Origin of the sequence: Campylobacter sp. IFREMER_LSEM_CL292 (assembly GCF_025771615.1) — a bacterium.
GTDB classification, from domain to species: domain Bacteria; phylum Campylobacterota; class Campylobacteria; order Campylobacterales; family Campylobacteraceae; genus Campylobacter_D; species Campylobacter_D lari_D.
Genome location: NZ_JAKMQP010000002.1, coordinates 55909 through 74947, shown reverse-complemented (window position 1 = coordinate 74947; position 19039 = coordinate 55909). Strand labels below are relative to the sequence as shown.

Here is a 19039-nt window from a genome sequence, read left to right as displayed (position 1 = left end):
TTATGCGTGTATTGTTTTTGTGTTTGATTTCATTTTTAAGTATATATGCCAAAGATTTGGTAAGTGTTAGTATAGCCCCACAAGCTTATTTTGTAAAGCAAATTGCTAAAGACACTTTGGATATCAATATAGTCATACCACCTAATGCAAATGAACATACTTTCGAATTTAAACCAAGTGGTATTTTAAAACTTGAAAAAAGCGATATTTACTTCACAGCAAATTTAGAATTTGAAAAAATTTGGATTTTAAAACTTAAAGATAATCTCAAAAATACCAAAATCATCTCTACTCAAAATGGCATTGATTTTATACCTTTACAAGAGCATGCTCACGAAGGACACCATCATCATGGAGATGACCCTCACACATGGCTTGATCCACTTTTAGCAAAAACTCATGCTAAAAATATCACTTTAGCACTTATAGAACAATACCCGCAAAATAAAGCATTTTATGAACAAAATTTAGAAAATTTCTTAAAAGAAATGGATACATTAAATTTACAAATACAAGCTTTATTTAAAAACACAAACAATAAGCATTTTTTAGTTTATCATCCATCTTGGGGGTATTTTGCAAAAAGATATCATCTAAGCCAAATTCCTGTAGAAATAGAAGGAAAAGAACCTAAGCCAAAGGACTTAGCCAAACTTGCAAAACTCATACAAAAAGAGCAAATCAAAGCTATTTTCGTGCCAAAAGGAGCTAATAACAACACCATTAAAGCTATAGCGAGTAATTATAATCTTAAAATCATAGAACTTGATCATTTGCCAAATGATTATAAAAATGAGCTTTTAAAAGATGCAAAAAATATAGCAAGTGTTTTACAATGATAAAAATCAATATTAAAAATTTAAACTTTTCATATAACCAAGATGAAGTTTTAAAAAATATCAACCTAAACTATGAAAGTAAAGACTTTTTAGCCATAGTAGGGCCAAATGGTGGGGGCAAATCTACACTTTTAAAACTCATACTAGGCTTACTAAATAGCCATAAAAATATAAACTTTGAAAACTTGAGTTTAAAGGATATAGGTTATGTCCCACAAAATACTTTAGCTAATCCAAACTTTCCAGTACGCGTGCTAGAAGTAGTGATGATGGGAAGGGTGGATAAAAAATTCTTTGGTTTTTACACCAAAAAAGATCAAGAACAAGCCTTACTAGCCTTAGAAAAAGTAGGTATGAGGAATTTTTGGGATAAAAAAATCAACGAGCTAAGCGGAGGTCAAAGACAAAGGGTTTATATAGCAAGAGCTCTAGCAAGTGAATGCAAACTTTTAATCCTTGATGAGCCTACTGCAAGTATAGATACTAAAGGTTCGGTGCAGATTTTTGAGCTTTTGAAAAAATTACACGAAAGCGGGGTTGGCGTGATAGTAATATGCCATGATTTAAATGTAAGCTTAGCTTATGCAAATAAAATCGCATATTTAAACAAAGAATTATTCTTGCATGAAAATACGCCTGAAAAAAAGGCACATTTACTAGCACATTTAAGCCGAAATCACACACATTTTTGTGATGTAGAGCTTAGCTTGGAGCAGTGTTGTTGCAAAGGAGAAAATCATGCTTGAACTTTTATCTAGCTCTTTTATACAAAATGCTTTTTTAGCCGCATTTTTAACTAGCATTGCTTGTGGAATTATGGGAACTTTGATCATGATCAACCGCTTAAGCTCTATGGCGGGAGGCATTACGCATGGGGCTTTTGGGGGTATAGGCATAGCATTTTATTTTGGCTTGCCAGTATTAGTTAGTACGAGTTTATTTACTCTTTTTTTAGCTTTACTTGTAGCATTTTTGGTACAAAAATATCCTTTTAGAAGTGACAATATAGTCGGGGTTATATGGGCTTTTGGAATGGCTGTTGGTATCATACTCATAGACTTAACTCCTGGGTACAATGGTGATTTAATGGGATATTTATTTGGTAGTATTTTATCTGTGCCTACACAAGATATAGTTTTATTTGCAGCGATTGATGTGATTTTTATCATTTTAGTATTACTTTTTTATCGTCACTTTGAAATTCTAAGCTTTGATAAAGAATTTGCAAGCTTAAGAGGGATTAAAACTAATCTTTTTCATTATCTTTTAATCGTAATGATGGCTTTTTGTATCGTTATAAGTATCAAAGTAGTAGGGCTTATACTTGTGATAGCTTTGCTTAGCATACCTGCATTTATCGCTGAGAGCTTTTCTAAAAAGCTTGGTCAAATGATGATCATCTCTACGCTTTTGAGCATAAATTTTTGTGTGATAGGGCTTTTTGTGAGTTTTTATTATAATCTTGCAAGTGGAGCTTGTATCATAGCTAGCGCTTGTATAGCTTTTGTGCTCTATCTTTGTTTTAGTGCTTTTTTAAAGAAAAGTTGAAATTTACTTTTACTTTAAAACACTATTTTCATGCACTCTTAAAAAACTAGCAAATTTTGGTTTGCCATTTTTGGTTAAACCATTGTATTTAAAAGTAATTATAGCACCAATTGGCGGGGGATTTAAACGATCGCTTTCTTTAAAACCTGAGCCTATTTTAAAACTCACTTTTTTACCCTCAATCACTGCTTCACAAAGTAAAGATCCCATTTTACCTTCAAATTTTCCCTTACCTTCAAAATGCTTTTTTACAACACATTCTGTATCATCAAAAGGTTTTAGTTTAAAAGCATTGTTTGATCTTTTCTTTTCATAAGGTGCGTTGTTTAATCTTATGATCACACCCTCGCCTTTATGCGAAATGATATCTTGGTAAAACTGCTTTAAATGATTTTTATCTTTAATGTGAATTTGTGGGATGATTTTTATAAAATCATTTGGATTTTTAGCTAAATACTTTTTTAAAACTTCTAATCTTGCTTCTAAAGTACAAGGATCAAGCTTAAATTCCTCGCAAGCATTTGGCACATCAAAGATATTATAACTTACTTTTTGCCAAAGTTTTTCATCAGGATTTTCTTGGCGTATTAAAGATGAAATTTCTTCAAAAGAAGCTCTTTTTATCCAAAGTTCTCCATCTAATTCAAATTTAGGAAAGTTTTTTGTGAAAAATGAAGGGAGTTTTATAGCATTTCCTGCTCTTGTTTGCATAGACTTACCACTCCAAAGACCTCTTATGCCATCGAGTTTTTCGCTCATGAGATAATGGCTTAAATTTACATCTTTAAATGCTTTTTCATCATAAACTTTAAAAAGCAAAATATCTTTAGCAAAAAGAGAATTTAAAAAGAGAGTAAAGAGAAAAACAAGGCTTATAAAAAGCCTTGCAGTAAGATTAAAGTGCTTTTTTAGCAGCATCTGCTATTTTAGCAAAAGCAGCTGCATCATTCATTGCTAAATCAGCTAAGATTTTTCTATCAAGTTCAATGCCTGCTTTTTTAAGACCATTTATAAATCTTGAATAACTAATATCATTTAGTCTGCAAGCTGCATTGATACGTACTATCCAAAGACGACGGAAATCACGTTTTTTGCGGCGTCTATCACGATACGCATAAACCAAACTTCTTTCTAATTGTTCTTTAGCTTTTCTAAAGTGTTTGCGGCGACCACTATAAAAACCACGCGCAAGTTTTAAAACTTTTTTATGTCTGCGGCGTCTTACAACACCTGTTTTTACTCTTGCCATATTTATCCTTTCACAAATTGGCGTTCGTTAAACGAATCTTGCCCTTTAAAATAAGGGGAGTTTGAATGACTTTCGTCAAAAACTAAATTTAAGCGAGCTTAAATTCCTAACATTTTTTCAACCGCTTTAACATTGGTTGAGTGAACATACTTAGAAGTGCGAAGATCACGCATTCTTTTAGCAGGTTTTTTAGTCAAAATGTGGCTTCTATAAGCAGCGCCTCTTTTGATTTTATTTTTACCTACTTTGAAGCGTTTAACAGCACTTTTAACGCTTTTCATTTTTGGCATGTGTATCCTTTGGATAAATTTTTTCATAAAAGAAAGCTATCATTTTACTATAACTATGCTTTAGAAAAATTAAATTTTTTATGACACAACCTGTCACAAGGGTTAAATATGATTTTATTATTTTTATAAAATCCAAATAAAGGAGTCAAATGGCAATAATAGTCGGTGTTATAGCTATGATAGCTACTGCTATGTGGGCTATAGTTTGCGGAGCCTTTTGGGCTTTATTTATATTTATATTATGGTGCGTTATATTACCAAGTTTATTTTTAATAGAAAAATACGGAATTATAAATGTAGTAGTTTCTTATACACTAATTTTAGCTGGTGTAATGATACTTACAAGGATAATTAAAAGTAAACAATACTAAACAAAACCTTGACAATACGGGGGGGGGTATTGATATAATAATAAAAATTTAAATTGAAAGGAAAAAGATGGCATATAGATATGACAAAGATTTGGAATTTTTGAGAAACTTAAGTAGCGAAGAATTAAATGATTTTGTTAGTATTCTTACACATGATAAAGATAATACTACAAGATTTACGGAATTAATAACAGTAAATGAGTTGTATAAAAAATTCTATCCTGATCACAAACAGTATTTAGATTTAATTTTAGATGAGTTTCAGTGTTTTGGGGGAAACACCTTTGCAAATATCTTAAGAATGGGAAAAGGTGTACTTTATAAAGAAATTTTATGCGATGTAGCCGATAAACTTAAAGTTAATTATAATAAAAATTCCGATACAGAGACAATAGAAATAAATCTTTTTATGAAAATTTTAGAAAATTCTTTAGACCAAATGAGCAAAGAGCAAATCAAGGAAATTTCTCAAGAATTAAATTTAAATTTATCAACTTTTACAAAACAATCTACAATGGCAGCAATGCAATTTTTAATAAAACAAGGTGGTTTCAAAAGCTATCAATTAATAGTTATTGTTGCAAATGCCATATCAAAATTAATTTTAGGCAGAGGATTGTCAGCTGTAGTTAATGTGAGTTTAACAAAAGCGATGAGTATTTTTGTTGGTCCTATTGGATGGGCAATAACAGGGATGTGGACTGCAATAGATATAGCAGGACCTGCTTATAGAGTAACTATACCAGCTGTTATTCAAATAGCATATCTACGACAAAGTTATAATATGAAACAAAACAACCAAAAACTATTATAAAAGAGACCACTATGATAGATAATAAAGAACTTATAAACGATTATGAACTTTTAGAAAATAATTTGAAAGAGATATCACAAAGATAACAACTTAAAATTAATATAAATCAAAACTTAGAAGAAGCCTTGCAAGAACTAAAAAACATAGAAATACAACTACCAAAAGAGCAAAGTAAAAAACTTTTTGAGCAATGCACCCAAAACGCACTTGATGCTATAACAAGTCATTTTGGATTGGCTGCTATTGTTCTAGATTCTCAAGACGGTGGTAATGTAAGCACTACACATAATTCCAGGAAAGATATATATGCCAACGAAAAAGACAAACAACAATATGAAAAACGTGAGAAATACCATTCAAAAAATACCACAATGGAGAATACAACAAAATAAACAATGAATTAAAGAAAGAAATAGAGAAAGGGGAGTTGTATGATTATATAACTGGGAAAATAATTAAACCGGAAGACAACACACAGCTAGATCATGTTGTTTCAGCCAAAGAAATTCATGAAGATCGTGCAAGAATTTTAGCTAATGCTGATGGTGTGTCTTTAGCTAATACACCTCAAAATCTAAAAAAACGGATGCTAAGATAAATAATTTTAAAAGAGATAATAGCGCAACAAAAACTTTAGAGAAATTAGAAGGACAGATACAAATATTAACCGAAAAAGAAATAAAAAATGGAAAACTATCCTTAAAAGATCAAAAAAATATAGAAAGATTATTGGATATGTAATGTAAAATTGATAATGAAAAATTTATACAAGAATATGATCGTCAAAAAAACATATTGATAATGAAATTGATAAAATTTACTATACAAGCCTAAAACCTTACAAAGAAGCTTTGATAACAGGAACTAAAGACTCTACAAAAATGATTGTATATTCAGCATTTGGAATGATTTTAAGAGACTTTTTCAAAGGCTTAATGATAGAAATTAAAAAAACATTTAAAGAATTTGGAAACGAGAGTTTTAGTAATATATTCAAAAGATTTAAAGATAGAATCCATTACATCTGGGATGATATCAAAAAGAAATGGAAAAATATTTTGCAAGTTCTTTAGAGGCAGAAATTCAAGCATTTTTATCTAATTTAGTTGTATTTGCTGTAAATACTATATTTACAACTTTAAAAAGAATAGTTCAAGTTATTCGTGCTGGCTTTACTTCATATTTATATAATGCGGTAAAAATTATTATAAATCCTCCAAAAGATATGCCCAAAGAAGATATATATTTTGAGGCTGCTAAAATTTTTACAGCAGGTATTATCGCCTCACTCGCAATGCTAGGAAGTGAGGCGATAAATAAATGGCTTATAACTATACCTGGGCTTAATGTTTTATTATCTTTACCTATACCATTTACGAGTGAAACTATAGGTGATGCAATTTCATTAAGCATAAGTGCTGCTTTTGGAGCTATTGTTAGCGCTATTGTTATTTTTTATATGGATAAATGGAAAAACAACTCCAAAATAGGAAATTTACGATTACAGATTGTTACTCAGAGTGGTGTTATTTTAAATTGTAAAATAGCTCAAACATGGCTTATGTTAGATGATGCATATATTTTTTTAACACATGCAATAAATTCTATAAAAAAAGAATTTAATACTGCAAAACAATCTCACTCAAGAGCTAAATACTTATAAAAAGATGGACGAGGAAAGAAAAACTAAAATATCTAATCTGAAGAAAAAGATTCTTGATCTAAAGGAATTACATGATTAGTTATAGTAAAAGTAAACATAAAATTAGTATAATAAATCCACATGAATGCTTAATAAAAGCAAATACGCCTAATAAAAATGCAAATTCACAAAGCTTCTAAAAAAATCATAGAGGCAAAAAAGTTGCAAAATCAGCTAAAAATATTAAAAATACTTTTTTGGAAAATATGGCAAAATATACCTTTTATTGGAAATTTTATTGATAGTGAAGAGATTAAAAAAATAAATATTCTAGTAGAATTAAACATGATGAATATAGAGGCTATTGAAGCACAAAATGATTTAATTCAAGAAGTTGTAAAACTTACATGTTATAGTGCAGAATTTATAAATGATACAATCAACGATCTACAATTAATAATTTCCAAAACAAATGAAAATTATAAGACTAGCATTACAGAATTATCTTATGATACAAATGAAATTTTAAAAATATATAATGAACTTACAGATATTGTAATAAATCAAATGCAAGATCATATAAAACAGTTTCAAGAAATTCAAATAAAAATAGAAAAAATGAAGATGAAGTAAATCTAATTAAACAACAACAAAAAAACTTCACTGAAAATATTGAGTCACAAGAAAACAAAATAAACTCACTTAATAAAGATTTACTATTATCTTCAAAAAAATCGACAATTTATCAATGCAACAAAATGAATTTATGCAAAAATATGAAAACCAAATAGCAAATTTATCGAAAGATATTATGCAGGAATTGGAAAATATAAAAACTGTAATAAAAAAACACGAAAATCTATTAGATAATAATATATTAAAAATAGTTTCTATTACATCTTTGGGGATTGCAATAATAGCAATTTTATTGCAATATATATAATAAAATCATGCTAAACAAACTAACTCAACTTTTTTCATTGCTTTTTAGTTATAAATCAAACATCTTTGATATCATCTCAAAGCCAAAGCAAGCTTATACTTACACTAAGTTTGCTTTAGAGCTAAAAGAGCTTTATGAAAAAGAAAATGACAAAACAGAAGCTGCTTTTATCATCCTAGACAGAGTGCTTAAATTTAAAAAAGAAAATCCTGATGATTTTAATGATTTTTTAAAGCTTATTCAAGAGCTTTTAACTACCTATGAAAATGATCCAAAAACAATCAAACAAAACATCAAAGATTTGCTAAAATAAACAAAAGAAGGTTGTATATGGAAAAAGACAAGCTTTCTACGCGTTTAGTTTCTATACTGCAGTGTTTAAACAATGGCGAGCGTTTTAGCTTAGAAGAGCTTGCACAAGAATTTAATGTCAGTATTCGCACCATACAAAGAGACTTGCATGAGCGCCTTGCTTTTATCCCTATAAAAAAAGAAAGTGGAAAATACTTTTTAGAAGGCTATGTTTTAGGAAAATTAAGCTTTAAAGATATACAAAATTTTGCTATTTTAAGCGGTATAGGTAGGCTTTATCCTAGTTTAGATAAAGAGTTTTTAAACAACTTGCTTAATGAAAAAATCAATAAAGCCTTTTTAATCAAAACCAAAAGCTATGAAACACTTGATAGAGAAGTTTTTGAGGAACTAAGTGCAGCTATCATAGCAAAATACCCCATTAGTTTTCACTACAAAGAAAAATGCAGAAAAGCCAATCCATACAAACTCATCAATATTGATCACATATGGTATCTTTTAGCAGATGAAAACAATACTTTAAAAACCTTTGCTTTTTCTAAAATCACACAACTAAGAGTGAAAAAAAAGAAATTTTTACCCCAAAAGAAGAGTTTTTAAAACAAATTCAAAAAGATCAAAGCAACTGGATTAGTAAAGAAAACAAAGAAGCTATTTTAAAACTTGATAAAAAAACCAAAGAATATTTCTTAAGAAAAAATGCCCTTACTAAATACGAATTTATAGATGAGGATGAGAATTTTATTTACATCAAGGCATTTTATACCTATGATGATGAGCTTTTAAATTTAATAAGATATTGGATACCATATATTAAAATAAACAAGCCTATCGCTTTAAAAGAAAAACTTTTTGAGCAGTTAAATACATACATGCAAGATTAACGTTTTTTTAATACATAAAGTTGTTCTTGTATATGCATAGAGCGTTTAGAAAGGTTTCTACTAGCTCTAAAGGCATTATACTTTTGCTCAAGCACAAAACATTCTCCAAGACTTTGAAGTCTTTTTGTGAAATTTTCTTTTTTTACAAAACCCTCACAATTATAAGAAAGCAATACAATCTTGGCTTTTAAATCATTTATCAAATCAAACAAAGCATCTTCGGCTTTTTTTTCTTTGTTAAAAGCACTGCGGTTCCAGTCTTTTGGTATACCAGAAACCTTTGAAATTTCCTTTGGCTTTTTATAATTAGCGATTAAATTTAACATAAAATAATTTGATCCATAAGGGTGTTGATTATAAGGTGGATCTAAATACGCCACATCAAAGCTATCAAGCTCTTTAGCTAAAACATTTGCATCCTTTTGAAAAACCTCATACTCACAAGTAAAATTTGAAAAAATAGGCATTTTTAAAGCTATATCACCCTTTATACGACTAAGCGCATTTGCTCCATTTCCTCCAAATTTTCCCACTCCATTTTTATCTTTATAAAAGCCTTTAAAAACCCCACTTGTATTTGCATGCACACTTGCTTCGTAGATAAGAGGTGCGATGAAGTATTTTTGTATATTACTTGGCAGGCTTGAAATTTTTTCTCGCATAGAGTCTAAATACATAGCGTTTTTAAGTGTGTAGAAAACTCTTTCATTCTTTTGGATATACTCATCATCATTTGGCGCATAAAGCTTGCTTATAAAGCCTTTTTTGAGTTTTAAATCAGAAGTTAAAAAAGCATAATGTTTTTGTAATTCTTGTAAAAATTTCGCGTTTTGATTGCTTAAATAACACTCATTGATGATTTTAGAATAATCTTCCAAATCATTTGCCATGATAAAACTCGCATAAGGCTTCACAAAACGCGAAACTACCCCAGAGCCACTAAATACATCACAAAAACTAAATTTGTCTTTTTTAAGCTCATTTTGTGCGAATTTAAAGCCTTGATTTAAAAACTCGAGCAAAGATCTTTTATTACCAAGATAAGTTATGATTTGTTCTTTTAAAAATTGCGGATTTTCTTCTAGCATAAGTTTAAAATACAAGCCTTAAAAAGGCTTGTGATTATTTTTTCTTTTTAGGAGTTACTAGCATATTTACATAGCGTCCTTCGAGTAAAGGCTCTTTGTCTCTATCTGCTATATCTTCAACCATTTGCCAAATTTTTTCAAGCAAAGCTACCCCTGCTTCAGGAGAGCCCATCTCACGACCTTTTAAAAACACTCTAAATTTCACATGCTTGCCTTGCTCTAAAAACTCGCTTGCATGTTTGACTTTATAATTAATGTCATTTTGAGCGATTTTCACAGAAAGTTTGATTTCTTTTATATCAATAACTTTTTGTTTTTTCTTTGCTTCTTTTTGTTTCTTTTCTTGTTGATAACGGAATTTTCCATAATCCATTATCTTACATACAGGTGGTTTGGCTTCAGGGGCTATCATCACCAAATCAAGCCCTAGTCTATTTGCTATATCTAGTGCTTCATCACTACTAATAATGCCATAAACCTTGCCATCATCACCTATACATCTGATCTCATCTGCTTGAATTTCTTCATTTAGCAATACTTCTTTTTCTTTACTCAAAAGCGTACCTCACTTAATTTCTCCTTTGTTAGGGTTATAAATTCATCTAAAGTCATTGTTTTTTGTTCTTTTGCTCTTCTATCTCTTAAAGCCACACTTTTGTTTGCTACTTCTTCATCGCCTAAAACAAGTATCATAGGCACATGTGCTTTTTCGGCTGTGCGGATTTTTTTATTTAAGCTTTCATTTTTATTATACACTTCACTATCAATGCCAAGTTCTAAAAGTTTTCTTGCTATTTCTTTTGCATACTCATGATGATTTTGCGAAATAGGCACTATAGCTACTTGAGTTGGTGCTATAAAAAATGGCAACTCACCCGCACAATGCTCTACTAAAATTCCTATAAATCTTTCAAAAGAACCCAAAATAGCACGGTGAAGCATTACAGGTTGTTTTTTCTCATTATCTGCGTCTGTGTATTCGAGTTTAAAACGGCTTGGTAGGTTAAAATCTACTTGTATAGTTCCGCACTGCCATTTTCTTTTTAGCGCATCAGTAATTTTAATATCGATTTTTGGGCCATAGAAAGCTCCACCGCCCTCATCAATGCCATATTTTAAACCTTGCTCATCTAAAGCTTCTTTTAAAGCCTTTGTAGCTATATCCCAAATTTCATCATCGCCTATTGCTTTTGCCGGACGTGTTGAAATTTCCATTTCATAATCAAACTCAAAAGCCTTCATCAAAGTATCAACAAAGCTTAAAATTTCTAAAACTTGTTCTTTTATCTGAGTTGGCATACAAAAAATATGTGCATCATCTTGAGTGAATTCTCTTACCCTAAAAAGCCCGTGCAAAACTCCACTTTTTTCATGGCGGTGCACCACGCCGTATTCAAAAAATTTCAAAGGTAAATCGCGATAACTTCTAACATCACTTTGATAAATTTTAATATGTCCTACACAATTCATCGGCTTAATGCCATATTCTTGCTCATCAATTTGCGTAAAATACATATTTTCTTTATAGTTTGCATAATGCCCACTAATTTTCCACGCATCAGCTTTTAAAAGTTCAGGCCCACGCACAGGCTCATAGCCTCTTAATCTATGTGCTTTATATAGCAAATGCTCTAATTTGCTTCTTAATTTTGCACCATTGCTAAGCCATATAGGAAGCCCACCACCTATTTCATCATCAAAGGCAAAAAGCTTCATTTCATTACCAAGTTTTCTATGATCTCTTTTTTTAGCTTCTTCAATAATTTTTAAGTATTCATTTAAACTTTCTTTATCTGCAAAGGCAGTACCATAAATTCTTGTGAGCATTTCTCTTTTTTCATCACCACCCAAATACGCTCCCGCTACACGAGTAAGTTTGAAAAATCTTAAATATCTAGTATTTGGTACATGAGGTCCACGGCATAAATCTTCAAATTCGCCTTGCTTATAAATACTTACTTTTCCATCAGGAATTCTTAGTAAAACTTCTTGTTTTAAATCATCATTAGCAAATTTTTCTTTAACCTCAGTCTTTGAGAGTTCATATTTTGTGATGTCTAGCTTTGCCTCTGCTAGTTCTTTCATTTTCTTTTCGATTTTGCTTAAGTCTTCTTCTGAAATCTTACTATCAACTCTAAAATCATAATAAAACCCATCTTCTATCACAGGTCCTACGAAAAATTTAGCCTCTGGATATAGACTTTTAATCGCTTGAGCCATTAAATGCGCACAAGAGTGGCGGATAACTTCTAAACTTTCTTTAGAGTTATCAAAATAAATCGGAGTTAAATTTATATCATTGTTAAAACTTTGAGTATCTACTAAAGTTTCATTATTTGCATATGCAATTATATCTTTTGTCATTTCTACCCTTAACACTCACTAACCTTGTGAGCTTAAATTAAAATATAAGACTAATTTTAGCTATGAAAAACTTAAACTTTTTTTAAATAAAGGATATTTTTATATTTCAAACACCTGTTCTTGATATATCTAAAGTACCACTCATAAAAAGGTATAAAAATACAAAACCTAAAATTATCCTATAAATTCCAAAAGGTATGAAGTTTATCTTGCTGATTAATTTTAAAAATATTTTAATTACTATAAAAGCCACTATAAAAGCTGTTATAAAACCTATGGCTAAAGGAATGAAATTATTCATATTGCTTAGAACTTGTGGTTCTTTATAAATGCTATAAGCTGTTGCTATAATCATAGTAGGAATTGCAAGCAAAAATGAAAATTCAGAAGCCACTTTGCGATCAAGTCCAAGCAATAAGCCACCTATGATACTTGCTCCACTTCTTGAAGTACCTGGTATAATAGCAAGAGCTTGAGTTAAGCCTATCAAAAAAGCTTGTTTATAACTTACCTCATCTAAAGAGTGAATTGTATAGTCTTTTTTTCTATGTTTAAGTTCTATGATGATAAAAACAATCCCACCAATGATTAACATAGTAGCCACGGTATAGCCATTAAATATTTCTTTTAAAAACTTATATGCTATAAAACCCACCCCACCTGCAGGCAAAAAGCCCACAGCAAGTTTTAACCAAATATCAAGTTTTTGAGTTAGTTTTTCTTTAAAAATAAAAATCACCGCTAGTATAGAACCAAGCTGAATGATAATAAAAAAACTTCTCCAAAAATCATCTATATTTAAACCCAAAATTTCAGCACCCAAGATCATATGCCCAGTAGATGAAACAGGTAAAAATTCTGTCAGACCCTCAATGATTCCTAAAATCAAAGCATAATAATAATCTAAATTCATTTTTTAAGCACTCTTCTTGCAAAAATTAGCATAATCGCTACAAAAACTACAAAACCTATAATCCCATCATCTTTAAATGAAGTTGTAATAGCAAGCGGATCTTCAGCCCCACCTCTGCTAATAGAAAGCACAGTTAAGCCAGCTATTAACACTCCAAACAAACTCTCACCTACTATCAAACCAGAGGCAAATAAGGTTCCTTTTTGCTCATGCTCTTGAATAAGTTCTTTTTTATGAGCATTTTTAGCATATCTTTGACCCAAACGCTTTTTAATTAAATATGCCAATAATCCACCTATAAACAAAGGCATATTAACAGCAGGTGGTAAATATATACCTATACCCACAGCTAAAGGTGGTAAAGACATATTTTTCTTTCTTAATAAACGATCGACAATGATTATACCAACACCCACAAAAGCTCCCGCTATAATATAACCCCAATCAATGTTAGCGTTAAAAATACCTTGAGCTATAGTGCTCATTAAATTTGCTTGTGGTGCAGCAAGTGCATTTGCCTCATCCATTCCTTCTCTTGGCATTGCACCCACAAAACCATAAGCTTGGTATAACAAATTTAACACAGGAGCTATAGCTAAAGCTCCAAACACACAACCTATAATCAAAGAAACTTGTTGTTTCCAAGGAGTTGCACCCACTAAATAGCCAGTTTTTAAATCTTGTAAATTATCATTAGAAATAGCAGCAGTTGCCAAAATAACACTAGTAGTAAATATAGCAAAAGCAATAGCAAATTTAGACATTAAAGGATCACTAAATAAATCTACTTGATAACCAAAAAGTAAAATAATCAAAGAAGAAATCATAATCCCAATTAGTCCTATACCCGAAATAGGAGAAGATGATGAACCCACTAAACCTGCCATATATCCACAAGCAGAAGCTACAAAAAAGCCTATAAAAATAGCTACTAAAGTTCCTACTAAGGCAAAAAGAATTTGATAACCACTTGCTAAATTTGAATCAGCCACAAAAGCATAAAATGAAATAAATAAGCCTATACACATAAGTACAAATAAACCTAGCATAGCTTTTAAAGACAAATCCATATCTTTAGGATCTTGTGAGAGGTTTAATGAAGTTTTTTTAAGCATATTTTTCATACCATCATATACAGGCTTTGCAAGCTCTATTAAAGTCCATAATGCTGCTATGGCAATAGCTCCTGTACCTATTAAGCGTACTTTTTGAGCCCAAATTTGATTAGCTATATCAAGCGCACTTAAGCTTACATCAAAACTTTCTTTAGCAGAAAAATATGGCACAAAAACCATCCAAGCAAGCACCATACCCACAAGCAATGCAACACCTCCAGCTATACCTACTAAGTATCCAGCACCCAAAAGTGCCACCGAATAGCCCATAGAAAATCCAAAAGTCATTTTTTGCCAAATAAATGCAAAACTACTTCCACTTGAAAGTAGTTTAAAGCCGCTTGAAAAAAGGCTTACAATAGAAGCTAATACTACACCAAGTGTGATTTCTTTTAAGCCCACCTTTCCTTTTTTATCAGCTTGATCTTTATTGGCCACTTTTAAAATTTCAGCAGCAGCCCTTCCTTCAGGATAAGCCAATTTACTCTCTACTACCATAGCTCTACGCAAAGGTATAGTAAAAAGCACGCCTAATCCACCTCCGCAAAGACAGAGCATAAAGGTAAGCCAAAGTGGAAATTCAAACCAATACCCACATATAAAAAGACCTGGTATAACAAAAATCACAGCCGAGAGCGTACCTGCAGCTGAAACTTGAGTTTGAACCATATTATTTTCTAAAATATTAGAATCTTTAAACATTTTTAAAACAGCCATTGCAATTACAACAGCAGGAATAGAAGTAGAAAAAGTAAGACCAACTTTAAGCCCCAAATATACATTTGAGGCAGTAAAAATAATCGTTAAAATACTTCCTAGTATTATACCCCTAAGCGTAAGCTCCGGTAGTGAGTTTTTTGTATACATTTTGTTTCTCCATTTTTATTGACAACCTTCACATTCTATAGTTCTATCAACCACATCATCATTTACTTTTTGACTATCAGGGCTTTCGCTTCTTAGATAGTAAGTTGATTTAACACCTAATTCCCAAGCAAGTTGATAAATTTCATTTAAATATCCACCGCTTGCTTTATCTAAAGAAACAAAGATATTTAATGATTGACCTTGATCAATCCATTTACCACGAATCGCTGCTGCTTTTACTAAGATTTTTTGATCAAGCTCATAAGCAGGAGTGTAATACTGCCAAGTATTAGCACTTAGATTTGGCACCACAGTTGGTATCATACCACTTAAGTTTTGCTCAAACCATTTTCTTTTATATACAGGCTCAATTGTTTGAGTAGTACCCACTAAAATCGAGATAGAAGAAGTTGGCGCTATAGCCATTAAATAACCATTTCTTATGCCATCTCTTTTTAGTTTTTCTCTTAATTTTTCCCAATCACACTCGCTTTGATCAAACAAACCTTCACTTGCGGTAAGTTTTTTAGCATTTTCATTTGCTACATCAATTGGCACTATACCTTTACTCCAATTTGATCCTTCAAAGTCAGGATAACTTCCTTTTTCTAAGGCTAAATTTGAGCTAGCTAAAATCGCCTCATAGCTAATCATCTCCATAATACGATCAATTTTTTCAAAATGCTCATTAGAACCCCAATAAATTTGAGCTTCAGCCAGCATTTGCGCTTCACCCATTACACCAAGTCCTATAGCGCGTGATTTTAAGTTGGTATTTTTAACCTTTACATGGGGATAAAAATTCAAATCAATCACATTATCAAGCATTCTTATTGCCGTTGGCACTACTCTTTGGATGTCTTCTTTGGTGTTGATTTTACTTAAGTTTATACTTGCAAGATTACAAACTGCGGTTTTTCCTTCGTTTTTATATTTTTCTACTATATAGACTTTTTTACCATTAATACTATCTAAAGTAGAAACTTTCTTAGCAAGCTTTTTATACCCTCCATCTATTGCAAGCTCTTCATCCTCATCTAAATGAAGCTCTGTTTTATCATCAAATACGATTTTGATTTGATAATAATTTGGATCTGTATTTTGAAAAATTTCTGTACATAAATTTGAACTTCTTATAATCCCTGCGTGGGAATTTGGATTTGTTTTGTTTGCACTATCTTTAAAACATAAAAATGGCATACCTGTTTCAAAATAAGATAAAAGTATTTTTTTCCAAAGCTCTTTTGCATCTATAATTTCTTTAGCTATGCTTTCATCTTTTTCAAATTCTTCGTATTTTTTCTCAAATTCTTCACCATATAAATCGCATAAACTTGCAGTATCAGCAGGATCAAAAAGCGTCCATTTACCATTTATCCTTACTCTTTTCATAAATAAATCATTAATCCACAAAGCAGGGAAAAGTTCATGCGCTCTTCTTCTTTCTTCGCCAGAATTTTTACGCAAATCTAAAAAGTCATTAATATCCATATGCCAAGGTTCAATATATACAGCAATCGCCCCTTTTCTAGTACCAAGTTGATCAACAGCAACGGCTATGTCATTAGTGATTTTTAAAAATGGTATGATCCCGCCTGCTGCGTTTTTATGCCCATCTATACTTCCACCCATAGCACGCACCTTAGACCAATCCCAGCCTATACCACCGCCAAATTTAGATAAGAGTGCCATTTCTTGATAGGAATCAAAAATCCCTTCTATATTATCAGGTGTGCTTCCTATATAACATGAGCTTAATTGGTGTCTTGTAGTTCTTGCATTTGAAAGGGTTGGAGTTGCAAGCATTACTTCAAAAGTTGAGATCAAATCATAAAATTTTTTAGCCCAAGTTTGAGAATCTAATTCATTTTGTGCTAAAAACATCGCAATAGCCATAAACATTTGTTGTGGTAATTCTATAGGCATACCTTTAGAATCTTTAATCAAATACCTATCATACAAAGTTTTTATACCAAGATAAGTAAATTGCAAATCACGCTCTGGCTTGATATAAGCATTAAGATTATCTAAATCATATTTTTCTTTTAGGCCGATTAAAATCCTACCTTCTTTTTCGCCTTTTTCAAGGTATTCTCTTAAATGCTTATACCCATTATAACCACTTACTTTTTTATATAAATCATACAAAAACAATCTTGCAGCAACAAAGGTCCAATTAGGTCTATCAATATCTATTTTATCTACTGCTGTTTTTATAAGAGTTTGTTGGATTTCTTCTGTTGTTATACCATCACGAAATTGAATTTTTGCATCTACTTCAAGCTCACTTTGACTTACATTTTCTAAATTTGCCACCGCGTCGGTAGTATATTTTTTAATCTTAGAAACATCTAACTCTTCAGTTCTTCCATTTCTTTTTAATACTTTCACTCACAACCCCTAGTTTATTATTTAAAAGTTCTTTCAAAAATTTTATCTACATTTTTAGTATAGTAGTTATAATCAAAGCAATTTCTAATATCTGCTTCACTTAAAGAATTTTTCAAATCCTCATCAGCTAATAAAGCTAATAAAAACAAACTCTCGCCTTTTTCATTTAAAGCAGGCTTACCATTTTGTAAATCAGCCCAAACTTTCATAGCATTTCTTTGAACAATCTTGTAAGCTTCTTCTCTGCTTATACCTTTAAATGGAAGCTCAAGCAATACTCTTTGAGAAAATACAAGCCCTCCAGTTAAATTTAAATTTTTCATCATATTTTCTGGATATACCAAAAGCTTTTCTATCACACCGCATAATCTTGAAAGCATAAAATCAGTCGTGATAAAAGCATCAGGTAATACAAATCTTTCTACACTAGAATGTGATATATCTCTTTCATGCCACAATGCTACATTTTCTAAAGCAGGTGTTACATAAGCTCTTATCATCCTGCAAAGACCGGTAATATTTTCACTCAAAACAGGATTTCTTTTATGAGGCATAGCTGAGCTTCCTTTTTGTCCTTGAGAAAAATATTCTTCAGCTTCATATACTTCTGTTCTTTGAAAATGGCGGATAGCAACAGCAATTTGCTCACAACTTGAAGCTAAAATAGCTAAAGCCGAGATAACTTGTGCGTAACGATCTCTTTGTATAACTTGGTTTGAAACTGGTGCTGGCTTTAGATCTAAGTTTTTACAAACTTCTTCTTCAAATTCAAGTGGAGCATGAGCAAAATTTCCCATAGCACCGCTGATTTTTCCATAGCTAATCACTTCTTTTGCATGAATAATTAAATCTTTTGCATGAACTAGCGAATCATACCAAATAGCCAAAACTAAACCAAAAGTTATAGGCTCTCCATGAATTCCATGACTTCTTCCTACCATTAAGGTATTTTTATGCTCATATGCTCTTGTTTTAATCGCTGCTAAAACTTGATCTAAATCTTGCAAGATTAGTTCCAAACTATCTTTAATCTGCAAAGCAACTGCAGTATCAATACAATCTGAACTTGTCATTGCATAATGTACAAAACGACTTTCCTCACCTAAGCTTTCACTTACACTAGTTAAAAAAGCGATAACATCATGTTTGGTAGTTTTTTCTATTTCATCTATTCTTGCTATATCAAATTTTGCATTTTTTATAATTTTTTCACAATCATCATCTTTAATAAGACCAAGTTTATTCCATGCTTTCACAGCAGCTAATTCTACTTTTAGCCATGCATCATATTTTGCTTGCATGTCCCATTTTTTAGCCATGATTTCTCTACTATATCTTTCAACCATTTTCAAGACCTTTTTTTATATAATTTTTTATGAAAAAATAGCTTGAATTTTATTATAAATTAC

The 19039-nt window shown here is 31.1% G+C and carries 22 protein-coding genes; 12 read left to right on the top strand and 10 right to left on the bottom strand.

What is annotated here, in order from left to right; genetic code table 11:
* The first annotated feature begins 2 nt into the window (after positions 1–2).
* Genes L8T82_RS02170 through L8T82_RS02160 form a run of 3 tightly spaced genes read left to right on the top strand, consistent with a single transcriptional unit; the run spans position 3 to position 2387 of the window.
* Positions 3–839, top strand: a complete 837-nt coding sequence (locus L8T82_RS02170) for a metal ABC transporter solute-binding protein, Zn/Mn family (RefSeq protein WP_263725792.1) — start codon at positions 3–5, stop codon at positions 837–839.
* On the top strand, positions 836–1585 hold the full coding sequence (locus L8T82_RS02165) for a metal ABC transporter ATP-binding protein (protein WP_263665325.1): 750 nt from the start codon (positions 836–838) through the stop codon (positions 1583–1585). Before L8T82_RS02170 ends, L8T82_RS02165 begins: the two co-directional genes overlap by 4 nt.
* Complete coding sequence (locus tag L8T82_RS02160; protein WP_263725791.1) at positions 1578–2387, top strand: metal ABC transporter permease; 810 nt, start codon at positions 1578–1580, stop codon at positions 2385–2387. The genes L8T82_RS02165 and L8T82_RS02160 overlap by 8 nt, the downstream gene beginning before the upstream one ends.
* Positions 2388–2396: 9 nt before the next feature.
* Here L8T82_RS02160 and L8T82_RS02155 read toward each other — a convergent pair whose 3' ends face one another.
* The 3 genes from L8T82_RS02155 to rpmI form a co-directional block, all read right to left on the bottom strand.
* Positions 2397–3305, bottom strand: coding sequence for a DNA ligase (locus L8T82_RS02155; RefSeq protein ID WP_263725790.1), 909 nt, complete (start codon positions 3303–3305; stop codon positions 2397–2399).
* Entirely contained in the window at positions 3283–3636 is a 354-nt protein-coding gene (rplT, locus tag L8T82_RS02150) for a 50S ribosomal protein L20 (protein ID WP_039617097.1), read from the bottom strand. Before rplT ends, L8T82_RS02155 begins: the two co-directional genes overlap by 23 nt.
* A 98-nt stretch (positions 3637–3734) precedes the next feature.
* Complete coding sequence (gene rpmI, locus L8T82_RS02145) at positions 3735–3926, bottom strand: 50S ribosomal protein L35 (protein WP_039617094.1); 192 nt, start codon at positions 3924–3926, stop codon at positions 3735–3737.
* A 149-nt stretch (positions 3927–4075) separates the two neighbouring features.
* Here rpmI and L8T82_RS02140 point away from each other — a divergent pair, with 149 nt between their 5' ends.
* From L8T82_RS02140 to L8T82_RS02100, 9 genes are all read left to right on the top strand, one after another.
* Positions 4076–4297, top strand: coding sequence for a hypothetical protein (locus L8T82_RS02140; RefSeq protein WP_263725789.1), 222 nt, complete (start codon positions 4076–4078; stop codon positions 4295–4297).
* 67 nt (positions 4298–4364) lie between these two features.
* Positions 4365–5111: a DUF3944 domain-containing protein gene (locus tag L8T82_RS02135; RefSeq protein ID WP_263725788.1), complete on the top strand. Its 747-nt coding sequence runs from the start codon at positions 4365–4367 to the stop codon at positions 5109–5111.
* A gap of 125 nt (positions 5112–5236) precedes the next feature.
* The gene (locus L8T82_RS02130; RefSeq protein ID WP_263725787.1) at positions 5237–5503 is read left to right on the top strand and encodes a hypothetical protein; all 267 of its coding nucleotides are present in this window, start codon (positions 5237–5239) and stop codon (positions 5501–5503) included.
* Between the two features lie 35 nt (positions 5504–5538).
* Complete coding sequence (locus tag L8T82_RS02125; protein WP_263725786.1) at positions 5539–5709, top strand: hypothetical protein; 171 nt, start codon at positions 5539–5541, stop codon at positions 5707–5709.
* A 447-nt stretch (positions 5710–6156) separates the two neighbouring features.
* Positions 6157–6774 (top strand): hypothetical protein, encoded by a 618-nt coding sequence (locus tag L8T82_RS02120; protein ID WP_263725785.1) that lies wholly within the window; start codon positions 6157–6159, stop codon positions 6772–6774.
* Positions 6775–6930: 156 nt separating this feature from the next.
* Positions 6931–7386 (top strand): hypothetical protein, encoded by a 456-nt coding sequence (locus tag L8T82_RS02115; RefSeq protein ID WP_263725784.1) that lies wholly within the window; start codon positions 6931–6933, stop codon positions 7384–7386.
* 133 nt (positions 7387–7519) lie between these two features.
* Positions 7520–7696, top strand: coding sequence for a hypothetical protein (locus L8T82_RS02110; RefSeq protein WP_263725783.1), 177 nt, complete (start codon positions 7520–7522; stop codon positions 7694–7696).
* 7 nt (positions 7697–7703) lie between these two features.
* The gene (locus tag L8T82_RS02105; RefSeq protein WP_263725782.1) at positions 7704–8009 is read left to right on the top strand and encodes a hypothetical protein; all 306 of its coding nucleotides are present in this window, start codon (positions 7704–7706) and stop codon (positions 8007–8009) included.
* A gap of 17 nt (positions 8010–8026) precedes the next feature.
* Positions 8027–8608: a helix-turn-helix transcriptional regulator gene (locus L8T82_RS02100; RefSeq protein ID WP_263725781.1), complete on the top strand. Its 582-nt coding sequence runs from the start codon at positions 8027–8029 to the stop codon at positions 8606–8608.
* A gap of 280 nt (positions 8609–8888) precedes the next feature.
* Here the strand turns inward: L8T82_RS02100 and L8T82_RS02095 are convergent, their stop codons facing one another.
* From L8T82_RS02095 to purB, 7 genes are all read right to left on the bottom strand, one after another.
* The gene (locus tag L8T82_RS02095) at positions 8889–9980 is read right to left on the bottom strand and encodes a DNA adenine methylase (protein ID WP_263725780.1); all 1092 of its coding nucleotides are present in this window, start codon (positions 9978–9980) and stop codon (positions 8889–8891) included.
* A gap of 34 nt (positions 9981–10014) precedes the next feature.
* Complete coding sequence (infC, locus tag L8T82_RS02090) at positions 10015–10536, bottom strand: translation initiation factor IF-3 (protein WP_039617082.1); 522 nt, start codon at positions 10534–10536, stop codon at positions 10015–10017.
* Complete coding sequence (gene thrS / locus L8T82_RS02085) at positions 10533–12344, bottom strand: threonine--tRNA ligase (RefSeq protein WP_263725779.1); 1812 nt, start codon at positions 12342–12344, stop codon at positions 10533–10535. The genes infC and thrS overlap by 4 nt, the downstream gene beginning before the upstream one ends.
* 106 nt (positions 12345–12450) lie before the next feature.
* A complete protein-coding gene (locus L8T82_RS02080; RefSeq protein WP_263725778.1) occupies positions 12451–13257 on the bottom strand; it encodes an undecaprenyl-diphosphate phosphatase in 807 nt (268 codons plus the stop codon).
* Positions 13254–15239 (bottom strand): OPT family oligopeptide transporter, encoded by a 1986-nt coding sequence (locus tag L8T82_RS02075; protein WP_263725777.1) that lies wholly within the window; start codon positions 15237–15239, stop codon positions 13254–13256. The genes L8T82_RS02080 and L8T82_RS02075 overlap by 4 nt, the downstream gene beginning before the upstream one ends.
* Before the next feature lie 15 nt (positions 15240–15254).
* Complete coding sequence (locus L8T82_RS02070; protein ID WP_263725776.1) at positions 15255–17630, bottom strand: ribonucleoside-diphosphate reductase subunit alpha; 2376 nt, start codon at positions 17628–17630, stop codon at positions 15255–15257.
* Between the two features lie 17 nt (positions 17631–17647).
* The gene (gene purB, locus L8T82_RS02065) at positions 17648–18976 is read right to left on the bottom strand and encodes an adenylosuccinate lyase (protein WP_258107746.1); all 1329 of its coding nucleotides are present in this window, start codon (positions 18974–18976) and stop codon (positions 17648–17650) included.
* Positions 18977–19039: the final 63 nt, after the last annotated feature.

What these genes read in the sequence shown, in the direction of transcription:
- L8T82_RS02170 (WP_263725792.1), top strand. Translation starts at nt 3, where the DNA reads ATGCGTGTATTGTTTTTGTGTTTGATTTCATTTTTAAGTATATATGCC.
- L8T82_RS02165 (WP_263665325.1), top strand. Translation starts at nt 836, where the DNA reads ATGATAAAAATCAATATTAAAAATTTAAACTTTTCATATAACCAAGAT.
- L8T82_RS02160 (WP_263725791.1), top strand. Translation starts at nt 1,578, where the DNA reads ATGCTTGAACTTTTATCTAGCTCTTTTATACAAAATGCTTTTTTAGCC.
- L8T82_RS02155 (WP_263725790.1), bottom strand. Translation starts at nt 3,305, where the DNA reads ATGCTGCTAAAAAAGCACTTTAATCTTACTGCAAGGCTTTTTATAAGC.
- rplT (WP_039617097.1), bottom strand. Translation starts at nt 3,636, where the DNA reads ATGGCAAGAGTAAAAACAGGTGTTGTAAGACGCCGCAGACATAAAAAA.
- rpmI (WP_039617094.1), bottom strand. Translation starts at nt 3,926, where the DNA reads ATGCCAAAAATGAAAAGCGTTAAAAGTGCTGTTAAACGCTTCAAAGTA.
- L8T82_RS02140 (WP_263725789.1), top strand. Translation starts at nt 4,076, where the DNA reads ATGGCAATAATAGTCGGTGTTATAGCTATGATAGCTACTGCTATGTGG.
- L8T82_RS02135 (WP_263725788.1), top strand. Translation starts at nt 4,365, where the DNA reads ATGGCATATAGATATGACAAAGATTTGGAATTTTTGAGAAACTTAAGT.
- L8T82_RS02120 (WP_263725785.1), top strand. Translation starts at nt 6,157, where the DNA reads ATGGAAAAATATTTTGCAAGTTCTTTAGAGGCAGAAATTCAAGCATTT.
- L8T82_RS02115 (WP_263725784.1), top strand. Translation starts at nt 6,931, where the DNA reads ATGCAAATTCACAAAGCTTCTAAAAAAATCATAGAGGCAAAAAAGTTG.
- L8T82_RS02110 (WP_263725783.1), top strand. Translation starts at nt 7,520, where the DNA reads ATGCAAAAATATGAAAACCAAATAGCAAATTTATCGAAAGATATTATG.
- L8T82_RS02105 (WP_263725782.1), top strand. Translation starts at nt 7,704, where the DNA reads ATGCTAAACAAACTAACTCAACTTTTTTCATTGCTTTTTAGTTATAAA.
- L8T82_RS02100 (WP_263725781.1), top strand. Translation starts at nt 8,027, where the DNA reads ATGGAAAAAGACAAGCTTTCTACGCGTTTAGTTTCTATACTGCAGTGT.
- L8T82_RS02095 (WP_263725780.1), bottom strand. Translation starts at nt 9,980, where the DNA reads ATGCTAGAAGAAAATCCGCAATTTTTAAAAGAACAAATCATAACTTAT.
- thrS (WP_263725779.1), bottom strand. Translation starts at nt 12,344, where the DNA reads ATGACAAAAGATATAATTGCATATGCAAATAATGAAACTTTAGTAGAT.
- L8T82_RS02080 (WP_263725778.1), bottom strand. Translation starts at nt 13,257, where the DNA reads ATGAATTTAGATTATTATTATGCTTTGATTTTAGGAATCATTGAGGGT.
- L8T82_RS02075 (WP_263725777.1), bottom strand. Translation starts at nt 15,239, where the DNA reads ATGTATACAAAAAACTCACTACCGGAGCTTACGCTTAGGGGTATAATA.
- purB (WP_258107746.1), bottom strand. Translation starts at nt 18,976, where the DNA reads ATGGTTGAAAGATATAGTAGAGAAATCATGGCTAAAAAATGGGACATG.